This is a genomic window from Xenorhabdus sp. XBWT, assembly GCF_059072735.1.
This window is the reverse complement of sequence record NZ_CM180990.1, coordinates 793,460-810,861: the sequence shown is the minus strand read 5'-3', so window position 1 is coordinate 810,861 and position 17,402 is coordinate 793,460. Positions and strand designations below refer to the sequence as shown.

Annotated in this window: 16 protein-coding genes and 1 pseudogene; 7 read left to right on the top strand and 10 right to left on the bottom strand. The window is 40.8% G+C overall.

Annotated elements, in window-relative coordinates; all coding sequences use genetic code 11:
• The first annotated feature begins 22 nt into the window (after positions 1-22).
• Complete coding sequence (gene ampG / locus AC5JQI_RS03545; RefSeq protein ID WP_493913755.1) at positions 23-1,552, top strand: muropeptide MFS transporter AmpG; 1,530 nt, start codon at positions 23-25, stop codon at positions 1,550-1,552.
• A gap of 187 nt (positions 1,553-1,739) precedes the next feature.
• On the opposite strand, the gene AC5JQI_RS03540 is transcribed toward ampG, so the two are convergent.
• Positions 1,740-1,997, bottom strand: a complete 258-nt coding sequence (locus tag AC5JQI_RS03540) for a hypothetical protein (protein ID WP_493913754.1) — start codon at positions 1,995-1,997, stop codon at positions 1,740-1,742.
• Here AC5JQI_RS03540 and AC5JQI_RS03535 point away from each other — a divergent pair.
• Entirely contained in the window at positions 1,986-3,023 is a 1,038-nt protein-coding gene (locus tag AC5JQI_RS03535; protein WP_337167755.1) for an IS630 family transposase, read from the top strand. The two genes, AC5JQI_RS03540 and AC5JQI_RS03535, sit on opposite strands and share 12 nt — an antisense overlap.
• Positions 3,024-3,036: 13 nt before the next feature.
• On the opposite strand, the gene AC5JQI_RS03530 is transcribed toward AC5JQI_RS03535, so the two are convergent.
• From AC5JQI_RS03530 to AC5JQI_RS03510, 5 genes are all read right to left on the bottom strand, one after another.
• A complete protein-coding gene (locus AC5JQI_RS03530; RefSeq protein WP_493913753.1) occupies positions 3,037-3,483 on the bottom strand; it encodes a hypothetical protein in 447 nt (148 codons plus the stop codon).
• Between the two features lie 37 nt (positions 3,484-3,520).
• Entirely contained in the window at positions 3,521-4,036 is a 516-nt protein-coding gene (locus tag AC5JQI_RS03525) for a baseplate wedge 1 family protein (protein ID WP_493914594.1), read from the bottom strand.
• Entirely contained in the window at positions 4,033-4,191 is a 159-nt protein-coding gene (locus tag AC5JQI_RS03520) for a hypothetical protein (protein WP_493913752.1), read from the bottom strand. The genes AC5JQI_RS03525 and AC5JQI_RS03520 overlap by 4 nt, the downstream gene beginning before the upstream one ends.
• Positions 4,192-4,329: 138 nt before the next feature.
• Entirely contained in the window at positions 4,330-4,500 is a 171-nt protein-coding gene (locus tag AC5JQI_RS03515; protein WP_493913751.1) for a hypothetical protein, read from the bottom strand.
• A gap of 148 nt (positions 4,501-4,648) precedes the next feature.
• Positions 4,649-5,182: a hypothetical protein gene (locus AC5JQI_RS03510; RefSeq protein WP_493913750.1), complete on the bottom strand. Its 534-nt coding sequence runs from the start codon at positions 5,180-5,182 to the stop codon at positions 4,649-4,651.
• Positions 5,183-5,386: 204 nt separating this feature from the next.
• Between AC5JQI_RS03510 and AC5JQI_RS03505 the strand changes: the two genes are divergently transcribed.
• A protein-coding gene (locus AC5JQI_RS03505; protein ID WP_493913749.1) for an IS1 family transposase occupies positions 5,387-6,081 on the top strand; the annotation gives its coding sequence in 2 pieces (ribosomal slippage) (positions 5,387-5,636 and positions 5,636-6,081; 696 coding nt in all).
• Positions 6,082-6,095: 14 nt separating this feature from the next.
• Positions 6,096-6,851, top strand: coding sequence for an SDR family NAD(P)-dependent oxidoreductase (locus tag AC5JQI_RS03500; protein ID WP_493913748.1), 756 nt, complete (start codon positions 6,096-6,098; stop codon positions 6,849-6,851).
• A 48-nt stretch (positions 6,852-6,899) separates the two neighbouring features.
• On the opposite strand, the gene AC5JQI_RS03495 is transcribed toward AC5JQI_RS03500, so the two are convergent.
• Complete coding sequence (locus AC5JQI_RS03495) at positions 6,900-7,808, bottom strand: LysR family transcriptional regulator (protein ID WP_493913747.1); 909 nt, start codon at positions 7,806-7,808, stop codon at positions 6,900-6,902.
• 132 nt (positions 7,809-7,940) lie between these two features.
• Here AC5JQI_RS03495 and AC5JQI_RS03490 point away from each other — a divergent pair, with 132 nt between their 5' ends.
• From AC5JQI_RS03490 to AC5JQI_RS03480, 3 genes and pseudogenes are all read left to right on the top strand, one after another.
• Positions 7,941-9,134 carry an MFS transporter gene (locus tag AC5JQI_RS03490; protein ID WP_493913746.1) on the top strand — a complete coding sequence of 398 codons (1,194 nt, stop codon included), beginning with the start codon at positions 7,941-7,943 and terminating at the stop codon, positions 9,132-9,134.
• Between the two features lie 399 nt (positions 9,135-9,533).
• On the top strand, positions 9,534-9,692 hold the full coding sequence (locus AC5JQI_RS03485; RefSeq protein ID WP_493914738.1) for a hypothetical protein: 159 nt from the start codon (positions 9,534-9,536) through the stop codon (positions 9,690-9,692).
• Positions 9,693-9,920: 228 nt separating this feature from the next.
• Positions 9,921-10,177, top strand: a pseudogene (locus tag AC5JQI_RS03480) (transposase); the annotation flags it as partial.
• Positions 10,178-10,258: 81 nt separating this feature from the next.
• Here the strand turns inward: AC5JQI_RS03480 and AC5JQI_RS03475 are convergent.
• From AC5JQI_RS03475 to AC5JQI_RS03465, 3 genes are all read right to left on the bottom strand, one after another.
• Positions 10,259-13,504 (bottom strand): type I restriction endonuclease subunit R, encoded by a 3,246-nt coding sequence (locus tag AC5JQI_RS03475; RefSeq protein ID WP_493913745.1) that lies wholly within the window; start codon positions 13,502-13,504, stop codon positions 10,259-10,261.
• A 124-nt stretch (positions 13,505-13,628) separates the two neighbouring features.
• Positions 13,629-15,038, bottom strand: coding sequence for a restriction endonuclease subunit S (locus AC5JQI_RS03470; RefSeq protein WP_493913744.1), 1,410 nt, complete (start codon positions 15,036-15,038; stop codon positions 13,629-13,631).
• On the bottom strand, positions 15,038-17,320 hold the full coding sequence (locus AC5JQI_RS03465) for a type I restriction-modification system subunit M (protein WP_493913743.1): 2,283 nt from the start codon (positions 17,318-17,320) through the stop codon (positions 15,038-15,040). The genes AC5JQI_RS03470 and AC5JQI_RS03465 overlap by 1 nt, the downstream gene beginning before the upstream one ends.
• Positions 17,321-17,402: the final 82 nt, after the last annotated feature.

The window sequence follows — 17,402 nt, the reverse complement described above, 5'->3', positions numbered from 1 at the left end:
GCAGAAAGTTTTTAGGAGACTCATGACTAGCCATCGTTATTTAAACCTATCTGCATTACGCAATTATCGTACCCTTCTATTATTGGGCTTTGCTTCTGGCCTACCTCTTGCGCTCACTGCTGGAACGTTACAAGCATGGATGACTGTTGAAAACGTTGATATCCGAACTATCGGGTTTTTCACATTAGTTGGTCAAGCCTATGTTTTTAAATTCCTCTGGGCACCCGTAATGGATCGATATTCACCCTCATTATTAGGGCGAAGACGAGGATGGATGCTTGTTACTCAGCTTTTATTGATCGTCAGTATCGCAGCAATGGGTTTTCTCCAACCTTCCCAACATTTATGGTGGCTCGCTGCATTAGCCGTTTCAGTGGCTTTCTTCTCCGCCTCTCAGGATATTATTTTCGATGCCTATAAAACCGACTTGCTGCCACAAGAAGAAAGGGGAACAGGTGCCGCTATTTCTGTTCTGGGATATCGGCTGGCTATGCTGGTTTCCGGTGGATTAGCGTTATTGATAGCTACCTATATCGGCTGGCAAAGCATGTACTGGGTTATGGCAGGCATGATGCTGATTGGTGTTTATGCTACTCTGACAGCCAAAGAACCAGAAATAAATACAGCACCCCCAAAAACGTTGCATCAAGCGGTATTAGAGCCTTTGTATAATTTTTTCAGTCGAAACAATGCCTGGCTTATCCTTCTATTAATCATACTGTATAAACTGGCAGATGCCTTTGCTATTTCACTCAGTACACCATTCCTTATTCGTGGTGTCGGCTTCACTCCTGCTGAAGTAGGCATGGTCAATAAAACCCTCGGACTCGGGGCAACCATTATTGGTGCATTGTACGGTGGTTATTTGATGCAGAAGCTGAGCCTATTCCGTGCTCTGATGATATTCGGTATCCTTCAAACCGTTTCAAATTTCGGTTACTGGATACTTGCGGTTACTCCTAAAGATATTTATGTCATGGGGGCCGCTATTTTTCTGGAAAATATCTGTGGTGGTATGGGTACCGCAGCTTTTGTTGCCTTACTGATGACCCTGTGCAATAAATCATTCTCAGCAACTCAGTTCGCGTTACTTTCTGCACTGTCGGCCGTTGGCCGGGTTTATGTTGGCCCGGTGGCAGGTTGGTTTGCAGAAGCATATAGCTGGCCTATGTTTTATTTGTTTTCTGTTATTGTCGGATTACCGGGGCTTATGCTGTTATTTATCTGCCGTAAGACACTGACATATACCCAAGAAACTGACTCATTTATTCCTCGTACTCTGTTCAAAAAATATTATAAGTCCACTTTTATTATCATGGTGCTTGCTGCCTTGATGTTTGTAATCTGGTTAATTATTAGCAGTATACTGTTCATCATAATTTATTTTGTGCCCCTGATATATGATATATCTCCAGAATATATTCTATATCTTAACAACATAGGTGACTATATATCCCCGCTATTAACCTGGGGTGTACTTATTGGAGCCGTAAGCCTTTTCTTGGGTGGAATTCTGGACTATTTAGCTTTAAAGAAAAGCAAATTAGCTTAGTCTATCCTCCTGATTCAAGACATCTTTGATATTCATCTCCAACATAAGACTGATAAAGTTCAGTCTTATGTTGATTTTTTTAGTGACAGACTTCACATGAAAAATAAAAAAACACAACTATATGAAATTAACTTGAAGATGCAGGTTTTAAATACACAAATATAGAAATATAAAACTGACTGCATAATTAAAAATCGATATATTTTTTAGTTTTTGAATATTGAATTGGTTGCTTAAAGCCTGGGATCGTAATGCCGTTGATATCGATCCTGACTTCATTCTCATTCACTTCATGTTGTCCATAAATCACGTTTAATTTGCCGCGCGATGCTGCCGTATCGTAAGTATTTACCCGCTGCTGCACTTGGCGATATATACCAATCTCCTTTGAAGATGCTTGATTTCTTATCCAAACCCGATCATGCTTGCAACCATGAAAATTCATCTGACACCAGAACAAAAACATGCCCTCGAATTGATGCATGATACAACGCGCGACAGTCGAGTTTGTGATCGCATCAAGGCGGTGCTTTTGGCGTCCGAGGGCTGGACTGCTCAGATGATTGCACAGGCCTTGCGTATTCATGAAAGTACGGTAAGCCGTCACCTAAAAGATTTTATCGCTCAGGAAAAGCTCACCCCGGAAAATGGCGGTTCTGAAAGCCATCTCTCTGCCGAACAAACCGCCGACTTGATTGATTATTTGACGACAAATTTGATGCATACCACCGCCCAAATTGTGGCTTACGTCCGAGCACGTTGGCAGGTGTCTTTCAGCGTGGGCGGAATGACGAAATGGCTTCACCGCCAGGGTTTCAGCTACAAAAAGCCAAAGGGAGTGCCTCATAAATTCGATGCGGATCAACAGCAACAATTTATTGATGACTACCAGTCTCTTAAAGACCGGGCGGGTCAAAATGAACCTATCCTATTTATTGATGCGGTGCATCCTTCACAGTCCGCAAAGCTCAGCTATGGTTGGATGAAAGCAGGGAAAAATCAGGTAAAAGTGGTCGAAACCACCGGCAGCCGTACCCGTCTCAATATTCTGGGAGCCCTCAATTTACAACGAATTGAAGACACCGTGATCCGTGAATATCCAAGTATCAATGCTGAAAACATCGCGTATTTCTTCGGGGCGCTCCGGGAAACTTACCCGCTTTCGCAAAAAATCCATATTATTCTGGATGGGGCGGGTTACCACCGAGCAGAATTAGTGAAAGAGATGGCGTATGTCCTTAATATTGAATTGCATTACCTACCGCCTTACAGCCCGAATCTCAATCCGATAGAGCGATTGTGGAAGTATATGAATGAGCAAGTACGTAACAATGTTTATTTTCCGGATGCGAAGACATTCCGTGAAACCCTTCGTCACTTTTTTCATGTCACGTTGCCAGAAAAAGCGAAAGAACTCACGACTCGACTTACTGACAACTTTCAGATTTTAAAACCTGCATCTTCAAGTTAGATTGGTATAGTTATTATCCATGACTATATAGGTTAAATCTTCTATCTAACCATACAATGAAAAAAGTAGAATCACGCCTGTAACCAACCATAGGTTTCAGACCATTAAATCTAAAATCAATAAAATCAACATCTTCTGTAATGTGGTTAGGTATGCCCGCTTTAATTGCGTTTCTTGCTATCTTTTCAAATCCAAGTGCGTGTCTAGGCTGTTGCTTTAATTGACCCCACGTCAATTTACTAAGCCGGAATAACCTGTCAGATATCTGATTAAATACACCATTAAAATCTCGTCCGCTTGGCGGCAACCCTCCTGCTGTTACTGGCATCATGGTAATTTGAGGAAATCCAGTATCCCACGTGGCTTTTTGGTTGGGCAGGTCTGATTTGTAGCCCGTAGGTATCTCGTCCTTTTGTCCGTTCTGAGCAAAAGGCTTTGGTATTAAATTTGGGTTTTTCATTATTCACCTGTTATGCAAATGCTGCCTGATCGAATGGCTAGAATCCAGTGCCGTAAAATCCGAAAAATTCACCAAGCGGTAATTCAATAATACTTATTTGTACACCCGATGGATGCGGTAATATTTTTCTGTTGTAAATTAAATTCTTTTCTAATTCAGATAATCGATATTCAAAAACATATCGTGCGGTCATATGTCCCGTTATTAAATAATATGCCCTGCCACGAGTGAAGCAGGATAGTAAGAACCGATTAATATGGTGAGCTGTTGCATTCAATATATTCGAAAACGCTTTCATTAAAATGACATCTTTAAATGTTAAATCATCCATCATATACGATGTATCAGTTCCGCCAGAATAAAATGGCGCATTATCAAATGGCGTGTATTTCTTTGCTTCTTCAAATCCGAAATAGTTAATATTCGGGTCGGGGATTGATAGGTCTCTGCCAATACCAACTATCCGCCCCCAGATATCCAACCCAAATCCTCTTGCCGTGAGTACATTGACCGCCAACCGATGGAACTCATCAGCATTGGCTCTGGGGTCTATAGATTCGTTAATGGAGTTAAGGATAGTACAAATGGTGGAGCTGTTATTCCCCAGTAATTACCAAATAGCGTGTTTATCAATGCAGCACCACCTAAGCTAATTCCTGCGCCTTTGGCTGCGTCAGGAATTCCCTTCCAGTTTGGTATATCTGGCATTCCAAACATAGAAACCTCGTTTTTTGGACGTAAAAAAACCGCACGAGGCGGCAGATGTGAAAAACCCGCACGGGCGGCTAGGAGTTGGGTATAAAAAAACCCGCTCAAAGGCGGGCTTGTTGATTGCTACTCACAAATTTATGCGGCTTTTTGGTGATGCTTTCTCTTTCCTTGAAGCTCCACTTCTGGTTTGGTTGCAAACATTGCTGGAGCAGCTTTAATCAACAGGTCAACAGCTGCACCCATAGCAGTATACACCTTCTGCGTATCAAACTTGACGTCTTTCATGGTTGCTTTCTGCTTTGACATAATTACTCCTAAGAGATTCTTCTCTCCAATGGTTTATTAACCACATGGGATACTAACATTAGAAAGTTTTTCTATTCAAAAATTAACTAATGTTTAATTGGTCGCCGTATCCTATCACTCTACACTTTAGTGTCTAGTCTTTTTTTTATCAAGTTGCAAGGTTTTTAAACACTGTTTTGATATCAGTTACATTAACCTCCATAATGTATCCGCACTTAAGCATGCTGAATCCATAAGACTCGTAATAAGGTATTACTTCTTTCACTGGTTCAATGACCCGAACAAGTTTCCCTTCTGTAGCTTCACAAAACAAATACGCCGCCATTAGAGTAAGCTGAAACATTTTTCCATTTAACGGATGATCTGGCTTATCTCGACAGAAGTTCTCTATCATATGGATATCGAAGATTCGCTCATCTACAAAATATGTACATAAAGCTAAACCTGACGGTGGCCCTTGCACATGCCCGCATTCTACTAGTTTGATACAAAACTCAAACTTATCCTCTCTGTTTCCCACCCTAGACAAACTATCATCCCAGCAAAGTTCACCATAGCCGCGAGACAAGATGAAATAATCATCATCTGAAATATCTCCTACAGCAAGGTTAAAGCCAAGAACATCAACAATAGTCTGAATGTTGTTTCTTACTACAAATCCAATATGTTCAAGATTAAACATTCACTATTTCTCGTTTTTAATTGGTTAAGATATTTTACATCTTTTTTCGCTTGTTTTATATACTAATTATCTTACCGTTAAGGACGAGTTGCTTCATGTAATGATAGAAATCTAATTACTGATTTTTTGACCAGTAATAAAGGGTTGTGTATTCAAGGCGTTGTTCATCAGGTATACTAGCCATTCTTTATGGGGAGAACTTTAGTGGCAACAGTTGAAGTAAAATGCCGATTTTGTGACCAGATAAAAGAGGTGAAAAAGCATGGTAAAGGGAAAGGTGGTCATCAGCGTTATCGTTGTTTGTCCTGTAATCGCACTTTCCAACTGGATTATTCTTATCGCGCCTGTCACGCCGGGATAAAAGAACAAGTCGTTGATCTTGCCATGAATAACTCAGGTATTCGTGATACCGCACGGGCATTACATATCAGCATTAATGCTGTTGTTCGCACCTTAAAAAACTCCGCCCAAGATCGGTAACAACACTGCCACTGGATAATTTGGAAATTCAGCTTATCTGTGAAGTTGACGAGATGGGGTCTTTTGTCGGCAATAAAAAACAACAACGTTGGTTATGGTATGCTTGGGAACCCCACCTGAAGCGTATCATTGCTCATACCTTCGGAAGACGGAGTAAGAAAACGCTAAAGAAGCTATTGAAAAAGCTCGCTCGATTCAATGTGGCTTTCTGGTGTACAGATAATTTCAACGCTTACAATATGTTACCAACAAATAAACACCTCATCGGAAAAAGTTTCACGCAACGGATAGAACGTGAAAATCTCACCCTTCGTAATCGAATTAAGCGATTAAACCGTAAAACATTGGGCTATTCAAAATCGCCGGAAATGCATGATAAAGTCATCGGTACTTTTATTGAAAGAGAATATTATATTTAGAGTCAATCAACGTATTGGATACAGGATCGACAGCAGGTATTGGATTGGCTATTGCGCACAGTCTGTATAAAGCTGGCGCCTCCGTTATTTTGAATGGAAGAGGTGAAGAGCGTTTAATTCAGGCAGTTAATAAATTTAATGGTTCGGATCGCGTTTTTACTGTAGCCGCTGATGTTGGAACCAGAGAAGGATGCGAATTAATTAATAAGAAATTTTCGGATATTTATATTCTTATTAATAATGCTGGAATTTTTTCCCCTAAACCAATTTTTGAAATCAGGGATGAGGAATGGCTTAACTACTTTAATATCAATGTACTAAGTGGAATTCGTCTGGCACGTTCATATATTCCACTCATGATAGAGAAAAAATGGGGGCGTGTGGTATTTATTTCCAGTGAATCAGCCTTACAGATTCCAGCAGAAATGCCACATTATGACCTAACCAAAACAGCCCAAGTCGCGGCAGCAAGAGGATTCGCACAAGCCGCTACCGGAACAGGAGTCACCGTCAATAGTGTTTTACCTGGACCAACCGAGAGTGAAGGGGTTGAACGATTTGTTAGAGAGCTTATCACAGACCCTACACTTTCAATTGAGGAGGCGGGCAAACGTTTTATTGAGACAGCACGTCCTGCATCGTTACTGGGGCGGTTGGCAACTGCTGGAGAAGTTGCTAATGCTGTTCTCTTTTTAGCTTCACCATTAGCTTCTGCAATAACTGGTACTGCTTTACGTGTTGATGGTGGAGTCATTCAAAGTATTTTATAAGATGAGAGGAACAAGTCGGGTTGATGATAATTTTACTGGCTTGTTCAGTTAACGTTCCCAAGGGGGAATTCTCCATTCTTCAGTGAGAAACTCAATAAAACTTTTGATACGTTGTGGAACTGGTCGTTTCCCTGCCCTCACTACATTAATTGGTGACGATTCTTCCTGCCATTCCGGCAATATCTGAATGAGCTTGTTTGAGCGAATTAAACTTGCTATATCCCAAGTTTCTCGCAGTGCTATACCTAGACCAGATGTACACCACGCTCGTAAGACATCACCATTATTGGCGATTAAATCACTTGAGAGTGAAATGACTTTCGTGTTGTTTCTGTTGTGAAGTGACCATATTGTCCTCTTATTTCCAGAAGCGGAAAAAAGCAGGCAATTATGGTTAATCAGCTCTTCTGGAGCCTGAGGTTCACCATGTAGTTTGAGGTAATTAGGTGAAGCTACTAAAATTCGTTTGTTTTCTGCTAATCGTCTGGCAATTAAACGTGAATCAGTTAAATTTGCCACTCTGATGGCTAAATCCATTTCAGCCTTATAAAGATCAACAATGTTGTCTGTCAAATGTAAGATGAATCCTACAGATGGATACTTATTTCTAAACTTTGCAATTGATTCTGTTAAATAAGTCCGACCAAGCGGTACTGGCGCGGTAAGTCTAATCAAACCTGTGAGAGATTCATTTCCATCCTTGGCAATTTCTGCCACTTCTTCCACTAGTGTTAATGCAGCCCTCACTTTTTCAGCGATTAATTTGCCTTCAGGTGTGATACGTAATGAGCGGGTACTTCGTACAAAAAGAACGATTCCAAGGTTTTTCTCCAAGCGTGCAATTTGTTTACTGACAGTGGTCGGTGATAATCCCAAAGTTCGAGCAGCAGCGGTAAAGCTACCTGTGTCGATGATTCTAATAAACACGCTTAAATCTTCAAGGTTACGCAAAACCATTAGTGACTCTCTATCATAAGTTTTTCTCCATTATGGATATTTATTGAACTAAATGGAAGCATGATACTTATTACTCATTCCGAAGTCAGATTGGTGCAATTTTTTTGTGTATAAGTATAAGGAGAATCTTCAATGCCATTAGTGATATATATATTCTCGCTTTGTGCATTTGCGATAGGGTTTACAGAGTTCATTACTATTGGGCTGATATCCGTGATGTCTGTAGATCTTAGCGTAGATGTAACCAGTATTGGGTTAACTGTTACAGCTTATGCTTTAGGCGTTGTGATTGGAGCACCCATTTTGACAGCACTGGCATCTAGTTGGTCGAGAAAACGCTTACTTCTTACTGCAATGTTGGTATTTACGCTAGGAAACGTGATAGCCGCTGCATCAGCAAACCTGACCCTTCTTTTAATGGCTCGTTTGTTATCTGGCCTGGCACATGGCGTTTTTTTTGCTGTGGCTTCTGGCGTTGCAACTCGGCTGGTTCCAACTGAACGTGCCGGAGCTGCCCTTGCTTGGGTATTCGGTGGTGTTACTATTGCCATGTCCTTAGGCGTTCCTGTGGGAACGTGGCTGGGCAGTATACTAAATTGGCGTGTCATATTTTTAATTATCGCTGTTTGTGGGTTAGTTGGAACGATTGGTATCGGGTTCAAAATGCCAAAAAATTCTGGTAAGCAATCTATGAAGGCAACTACTGGCTGGCACCATCTTATTATTCTTTTTGATCGACGTTTATTAGCAGGAGCAAGCGTTCCAATGCTCTCTTATACTGCTTCATTCACCCTGTACACTTTTATTACCCCTATACTATTGACGATTACAGGAGTAAGTGTTGAAACAGTCAGCGGAGTATTGCTTGCTTACGGTATTGGGGCTGCTGTTGGCACGATTTGGGGAGGGAAACTAACAGATCGACAAGGAATGGATCTTGCCTCACTTATTTTTCTCGTTGGCATTGTGATTGCGCTGGCTGCGATGAGTTTTAGCCTTACCAATTCTGTACTGATGGCTGGTTTGACGGCTTTACTGGGATTGACAACTTATGGAGCAATTCCACCGTTGCAATCAAGGATACTCATGCTAGCGGAACGGCACACACCATACGCAATGGATATAGCTTCTGGCATGAATATTGCTGCTTTTAATGCCGGGGTTGTTTTGGGATCAGTGATTGGTGGCACTACAGTACGAGAGTGGGGATTAGATACACTAACATGGGTTGGTGCAGGCATTGGAGTGCTGGCTATAGTATCCCTTGTATGGCAAATGATTATTCCATCCATGCGTGAGCAACGCTCAACCTCTAACTCACTATAATTCAGTGTATCATACTGCGATACTTGAAGAGGTATGGACTGCAATGTAATCGTATAGTTCGATTCTCTGCATTCCCGCCTCAGACGAAAATATTACGGTATGGCCTATTTCAAACGACCGTGCCGTTCTGCCAAATGAGTGCAAATTTGAAGCCTGCGAGCAGTATGCGCAGTTTCACAACTGATTTTTCGGTACAAAATCATCACTAAATACTATCCGTTTGACCCCGGTTCTATCTCTGCCAACGGCTCAACCTGTCGTAATGTAACCTGAATTCTGGATAAGGAATTGACGAGAAGCCTGTTCCAAGAGCAATGTTTTGGTGCACGCCGAAACAGCTCCGGGGGAGGAAAATGTAATGAACACATCCCAACCTTTCATTACAGCGGGGATTGATAGGTGGTGTGGATCCTCGCAGATTTCCGTCAGCAAGCAGGGTATGGGCACTTGCTGACGAAAGCCATAGTGGCTTTAGCTAACAAGCTGACCCGAATTATCTGGCGTATTCTGACAGATGAGGTTGATTATGATATGAAAAAAGCTTTTGCTATCCATTAAGTGAATTGAAACAGACGCTTTAACCGAGTTTGCAAACACTGATGAAAAAACGGCTATCGGCCCTGCAATAACCTGAGTAAAACCTAGGTAGTCACATACTGATGACGGCTGAGAAGGAAACAGGGTGCGGATGACATCATAGCGCGGGCAAATAAGCCCTTTATGACGCCGGATATGGTAGCAAACCGTTTCGACTCAATGCTTGCACAACCGGGGGGCGTCCATATATGGTTTTACGGTTTCAAATTACACTTGATTGTGAATCATCTGGGTGAAATTTTAGCGCTTAAAGTGACGCCCGGTAATGTGGACGACCGGAAACCGGTTCGTGAATTATCACAAGAATTGACAGGTTCTCTTTACGGTGACAGTAAGAATACCTCTGTCAGGCACTGGCCGACGATTTAGCCCAGAATGGTATCACTTTCATCACGAAAAGGCACCGTAACATGAAAGCACAGACACAAGCGGAGTGGGAGAGTATAAAATGCGGTCTACTATTGCACAGAAAAACATTCCCACTTAATTAGCCGCTCTATATTAGATTCAAGAAAATGCTGTTGAGGTTATTTACCTATACTCAACATATCGAATATAACCCGTGCAAATTGACGCGTTTTTTCTGGATTAGCAAGAAGCTGCATCATCTGATCTTGATGCGCGGTATTACTGCTTAAAATTGCATCATCAATCGCTTGAGGAAAGTCACCTAACATCGCCTGTTCACGCGTATTATTCGCAATTTGACTCATCACAATTTCGTTTTCGGTCAGTTTATCCCGTACGGTGAAAGCATAGTTAATCATGTCCTTGTCGGTTAGATTATCCGTAATGAACACTTCATTTAACCGCTCGATAATATGAGATAAAAACTCTTCTTTTTTATCTTTTGGCTTAGCCGTTCCAATATCATTGCTAGGTTGGAGTTTGTATTCACCGCTGTTTTCTTGTAATTGAAGATCTTGTTGGCGTATTTTAGATATACGATAGTGGCTCATTAGCACATTGTTGAGATCGATTTCATCCTCAGCTATCACTTTTTCACGCAGTAACGGACGTAGATAACGGGCATAAAGACTGAGTTTTTCTAATTCCTTATCATCGTAATCGACAATTTGTGACATAAACTCATAAAAACGGGTAAAACTACCTAAATCCTTTTTGAAGATTTCAAGACGATCTTTTTCTTTCTTACAGTCTTTCAAGCTATTTTCGGCATTAGCAATTAATACTGAGTCATCAGTTTCCTTGGTGCGCTCAAACATTTCTTTGGCTTTCACATAAGCCTGCATCGCGGAACTGTAACGCTTCTGCCAACGTTCAACTGCTGGTTTATAAATATTACTTATCGCCGCAGGAGATTTATTTTTAGTGAAGAAAGCCCCAATAAATTGCTCCACCTCAGACCACAGGAAAATACCGCTGCTACGCAGTTTTTCAAATAAATCAAATATCTTGTCAGGATCAGAGACATCTTCCAACTCTGCCACTTGGTAGTAGGGTTGGAAAGCATCCAAAATATCCTGCGGTTCATTAAAGAAATCCAAAACAAATGTACCTGATTCGGCTTTCCCCGGGTAAGTCCGGTTTAAACGTGAAAGAGTCTGAACGCATTCCACACCAGCCAACTTTTTATCTACATACATGGCGCATAGTTTTGGCTGATCAAAACCCGTTTGGAATTTATTCGCGACCAACAGCACTTGATAATCATCACTATCAAAGGCTTTACGCATATCTCGGCCTTTTAGATTTGGATTCATCCCCCGTTCCGTAAATTTTTGATCAAGCAACATAGCACTATCAGGATCATTCGCATCAAACTCTATTTCGCCAGAAAAGGCGACCATTGCCTTAATTGATGTATAGCCACTTTCAGCCACGTATTTATCAAATGCCAACTTATAGCGTACGGCTTCCTTACGAGAACTGGTAACAACCATCGCTTTTGCTTGGCCAATCAATAGGTGCATCACATTTTTTTTAAAGTGTTCTACAATTATTTTCACTTTTTGTGAAATATTGTAATCATGCAGCCTTACCCAATGGCTGAGCTTGATTTTGGCTTTGCTAACATCCACTTCTTTGTCCTTCTCTTCAGCCTTCTGAGCCAATTGATAAATGACCTTGTAATTAGTGTAATTCTTTAGGACATCAAGAATAAATCCTTCTTCAATGGCTTGGCGCATTGAGTAAATATGATAAGCCTCAGGTTTATTCTGTTTTGAAGCAGGCAAGTCTGGATTGGGGAGACGACCAAATAATTCGATAGTTTTTGGTTTTGGTGTTGCGGTAAACGCATAATAACTGAGATTAGAATTACCGGAACGAGCCACGACCATTGCGTTAATTGTATCTTCGGAAGAAGGCTCTATTTCACCCGCTTCTTCCTTCATCAATACTTCTTTCAACTTACCTGCCGTCGTGCCGGTTTGTGATGAGTGTGCTTCATCAGCGATGACTGCATAACGACGCTCTTTCAAGCTTGTGCTACTCTCAATGGCTTTAATCACAAATGGGAAAGTTTGAATAGTGACAATAATTATTGGCTGTGAAGTTTTCAGCGCAGCCGCCAATTTCTCTGATTTTGAACCATTTCCCTCTTTATGATTAATACGGACAACAACACCATCCTTGTGTTCAAATTGATAGATAGTTTCTTGTAGCTGATCATCTAAAACAGTACGGTCTGTAACCACAATCACCGAATTAAACTGTTTGTTACCTTGCTCATCATGCAGAGTTGATAGTTGATGTGCAGTCCAGGCAATAGAATTGGATTTACCTGATCCCGCGCTGTGCTGAATCAGGTATTTATTGCCCGTCCCCTCTTTAACGGCCGCATTAATTAACTTTGTCACCACATCCCACTGGTGATAACGCGGAAAAATCAGTGTCTCTTTTTTAGATTTATACCCTTGTCCATCTTCTTTTTCTTCAATTTGCAGATGGATAAAGTACCCAAGGATATTCAATAAATTATCCGGAGTTAAAACTTCATTCCACAGATAATCAGTTGCATAACGATTTGGATCATCAGAAATATCATTACCCGCACCACCATCGTGCGTACCTTTATTAAAGGGTAAGAAAAAAGTCTCTTCGCCTGCCAGTCTCGTTGTCATATAGATTTCATACTGGCTAACAGCAAAATGCACCAATGCACCCCGTTTAAAAGCCAACAATGGCTCTAATTTTTTGGTAGTCGGATCTCTCGGTCGCCGGGTGTTCTTATACTGTGCAATTGCGCTGTCTACCGCCTGTTTAAACTCTGATTTCAGTTCCAATGTCGAAACAGGCAATCCATTGATAAACAAAACCAGATCAAGGCGCCACTTTTTGGCTTGTTTTCCGGTAGCCTCTAAATGTTCTTTCGTTGCGTAAGGGCTATAAACCAACTCAGGCACAATACGGCAGATATTCTGCTGGTAACGCGCCAATGTATCAGGATTAAGGTCATGTTCAGGTTTAAACTGGCACAGGGAAAAACGGGCATTTCGGATTTTTAAGCCGTGGCGCAATGCCCCCAAAGTACCATAGGTACGTGAAGCTCTATCGGTGGCATTAATATCCGCCTTCTTAAGCTGAGCAACCAAGGCGGCTAAAAAGTGACATTCAGAATCGACAGGAAAAACTTTGCAGAACTTTTCCCACTCTTTAGGTTGAGTTTGCTGTACAAAAATCAGGACATCTTGCTCATACAGTGCTGATTCACGGTTATAACCTTCCGGCTTACCTTGTACCCAGCCATTGTTCACCATTTGGGAAATAATATCGTCTTGAAAAACCCTTTCTTGCGTTGCGTCTTTCATTGTTTTGTATTTACTCTTTCAGTCCTGTCGCCAATTTATAAACGTTCGTCACTGATTACTTTTTACTTTGTTGATCACTGAGAAGTTTCAATACATCCGTTAAGTCTTTATCAACCTAAGAAGGCTACATATCTATGATGCGGCGGTAATTGTCCTCTATAAATGTTTCTTGGTGGGTAATTGGTGCTTGCCAGTTGCGAACATCAATTTTGCCGGTAACTGCGGCGGAGATTAGGGAGGTGCGGCGTTCTTGTAGTAATTTAATTATTTGTTTTTGCTTTTTGATCAAAATTTCTATTTTGTAAGTTTCATGATCGAGGAAATCGGCTATTTGTTCTTGTTCATTCACCATTGGTAACAGCAATAGCGATGCTTTGAGCTTTTCTGCTGTATAATGAGCGATTGTAGCTTTATTACAGAGAATATTAATATAATCTGAGGCCTTTAGATAAGTTATCCAATAATTAAAGAATTTTGTACTATTATCATTAATAGTTCTTACTCGATTAATCGCATTCTGGATGTAACATTCTGCAATTTCATTATTCCAGAGAACAGATCTCCCAACATCTCCACCTTCACTCACTAATACATCATCAGGAAGAAGTAATAGGCTCTTGCACTCTTCAGGAGAAAACCACATTTGATCTACTTTTGATAGATTAATACCATTTGGCTGTATATTTTGAGCTTTAAGGTATGGCTTGAGTATATCAACACTGGATTTAGGTGATTTCTGCAACATCTTGCCTAATGTAATATTATAGCCATATTTTACTTGAGTTAGCTTCCAGTGACTGGGGACATATCCCAACCACTCCACACCAGAATCTTTCATCGGCACATCAAGGTTCATCCCTTTAGTCACTGCATAGCTAATCACTGCTTGGCGTTTTTCTTTGAGTAACTTAATTAATTGTTGTTGTTTTTCGATTAGAACGTCGATTTTTGTTGTTTCGTGATCGAGGAAAGTGGCTATTTTCTGGCACTCTTTCATTGTAGGTAACCAAACATTTACCCCTCTAAGAATCTCCTGAGTAATACTAAATACTTTTACCCCTTTAACTGAATACCGAATTTGAGTTCGGAATTCCTGTGAATCACATAAGTAGGCATAGAATCTACTGTTCTGTCGTTCTTTAGGGCGAGCTATAATCGTGTGATATCCAGCAAATACAGTGTGATCACTGATTAAATGTGTAAAATTTCCTGAACCGTCTATATCCTCAGAAGTATCTGCGAATACAAAATCTCCCATATTAAGCAAAGCATTAGAAAAATAGTTCAAATAATATTTATCCACACACTTAAGTAGATGCCTAGTTGGATCGAGTTCAAAACCATACTTAGAATGAATTTCTCCATAATTAACGCATGGTATACCTTCATCCCTTAAATTTTCCTTAGTGATGCTAAGTCCTTTACCGAAATAAAACATATAACGCAATTTACTCATAGTCCAATGCGTTGGAATATCTCCCAACCACTCAACCCCAGAATCCTTATATTCCGGATACGCTTGATACTTACTCATTACGAATGAACCTCTTGCAGCAGTTTCATAATCTCAGCACTGACTTTATCCAAATCGGCATCAATAGCTGCAAGGTCGCGCGGAGGCTGATAAACATAAAAATGACGGTTAAAGGGTATTTCATATCCAACAACGCCGATTTCACCCTCTTTTCCATCTCGCTTATCTGCATTGATCCAGGCATCAGAAATATGCGGTTGTACTTCACGTTTAAAGTAATTTTCAATTAACTGGGTTGTAGTCGTTGTTGGATCAAGCGGCACATTTTCGTTATCACGCAAATCACCATCCTGTTGGAATTCAACAACTTCACCTTGATAGTTAAATGCACCATAAAGTGGCTGGGCTTTTTCTTTTAATACCCTGGCAATCACAGGTTCCGCATCCGGATTTTTCCACGTAATCGCATCAATGAATTGCTTTTTTTCTTTGGCATCAAGTTTGATACCTGCTGTTTTAAGTGCATCCTTAAGAATCTGCTCAAACTGTTTAAAATCATTAAACTGCTTTGATCCAATAATACTTTGCAGTTTTTGCGCCTTTTCCAGTAAAAACTTCTGGAATAACCACATATTGCTGTCCAGTAGATCTTTAATCTGTTTCTCTTTAAGTTCTGGAAAATTCCTTTTGATCATTGTGCGGACTGTATCTTCCACTTTATCCAAAGAACCATAAGTCTCTTCAGTCCATTCCGAGCCAAATGCTTCATAAATAGCAGTCATCACAGCATTAAACGGTTTTGGTGCAAAACGCAGTAATTCCACCGCTTGATCGGTAATTTGCGCAGATAAACGTAAGGGGCGCTCAATGGTTAAACGGCGGTAACCAAATGTGTGGGTTTCAAAGATCTTGCTCGCAAAAGGCTTTTTGCTATCAGTGGCACCATCTTGAATCTGGGTATCAATTTCTTCAAACTGACCATAGTTACATGTGATCGTACGGATAGCTTCATCGGTAAGGTAATTACGTTTTGAACCCAAAGATTTACGCATTTTGCTACCCAGATTTGTAGCATTAATCAGTTGTACTTTACCTTTTCGTTCTGGTACTTTTTTATTGCTCAGTATCCACACATAGGTTGCAATGCCCGTGTTGTAGAACATATCGGTCGGCAAGGCGACAATCGCTTCAAGTAAATCGGCTTCCAGAATATAGCGACGAATTTCGCTCTCACCGCTTCCCGCATTACCGGTAAATAACGGAGAGCCATTCAGGATGATACCAATACGGCTACCCTCAGTCGCGCTACCGCCAATAAAGCGGAGATCACGCATTTTACTTATCAGGTGCATCAGAAATAGCAAAGAACCATCAGAAACACGTGGCAATCCCGCACCAAAACGACCATCAAAACCTTTTACAACATGTTCACTTTTGATGTCTTCTTCTATCTTTTTCCAATCCACACCAAATGGCGGATTTGACAGCATATAGTCGAATTTATCGGCTGGCAGTTGGTCATTAGATAAGGTATTGCCCAGTTTAATACGGCTGACATCCTGACCTTTAATCAGCATATCCCCTTTACAAATCGCATAGGATTCAGGATTTAATTCCTGACCAAAAGCGACCATCCGCGTTAACGGGCTGCCCTTCAAAACATATTCCATACCAGCAGACAAGAACCCGCCCGTCCCCGCGGTAGGATCGTAAATTGTTCTAATTGAACCTGGTGTATAACTGTCTTCATCTCCAGTAAAAACAAGCGATGTTGTTAAATCTACAATATCACGCGGAGTAAAGTGTTCTCCTGCCGTTTCATTGGAACTTTCTGCAAAGCGGCGGATTAACTCTTCAAATATCAAGCCCATCTCATGATTAGAAACCACATCGGGACTTAGAGAAGTTGTAGCAAATTTTTTCACTACCTTGTAAAGCAAGTTAGCCTCATCCAATAAGCCAATAAATTCATAAAAATTAAAATATTCGAAAATTTCACGTGCATCCTTGGAAAACGACTGTACGTAATTCTCTAAATTATCTTTGATGTCACTTTGTCCTATCTTGCCAAGATTCATTGGTGAGGTATTGAAGATAGCTAAGCCGTTGGCTGCACGAAATAAGAATTTCGCCTGCGCCTCTTCCAGTAATTTCATGGGTTTAATGCGTTCATATTCGGCAACAACCGCCTCTTTACTTTCTTCTAGCACGCATTCCAAACGGCGGAGCAACGTAAATGGTAAGATCACTCGCCCATATTGAGCTTGTTTAAAGTCACCACGAAGCAGATCAGCAACTGACCAGATAAAAGCAGCGGTTTGAGAAAAATTTGAGTTCGTCATAACAGCACATAAATTTGAGAAAATTAATTAAGCTGATTCACAAGTGGTACCAATCAGCATGATGAAAGTGTCACTAAACTCA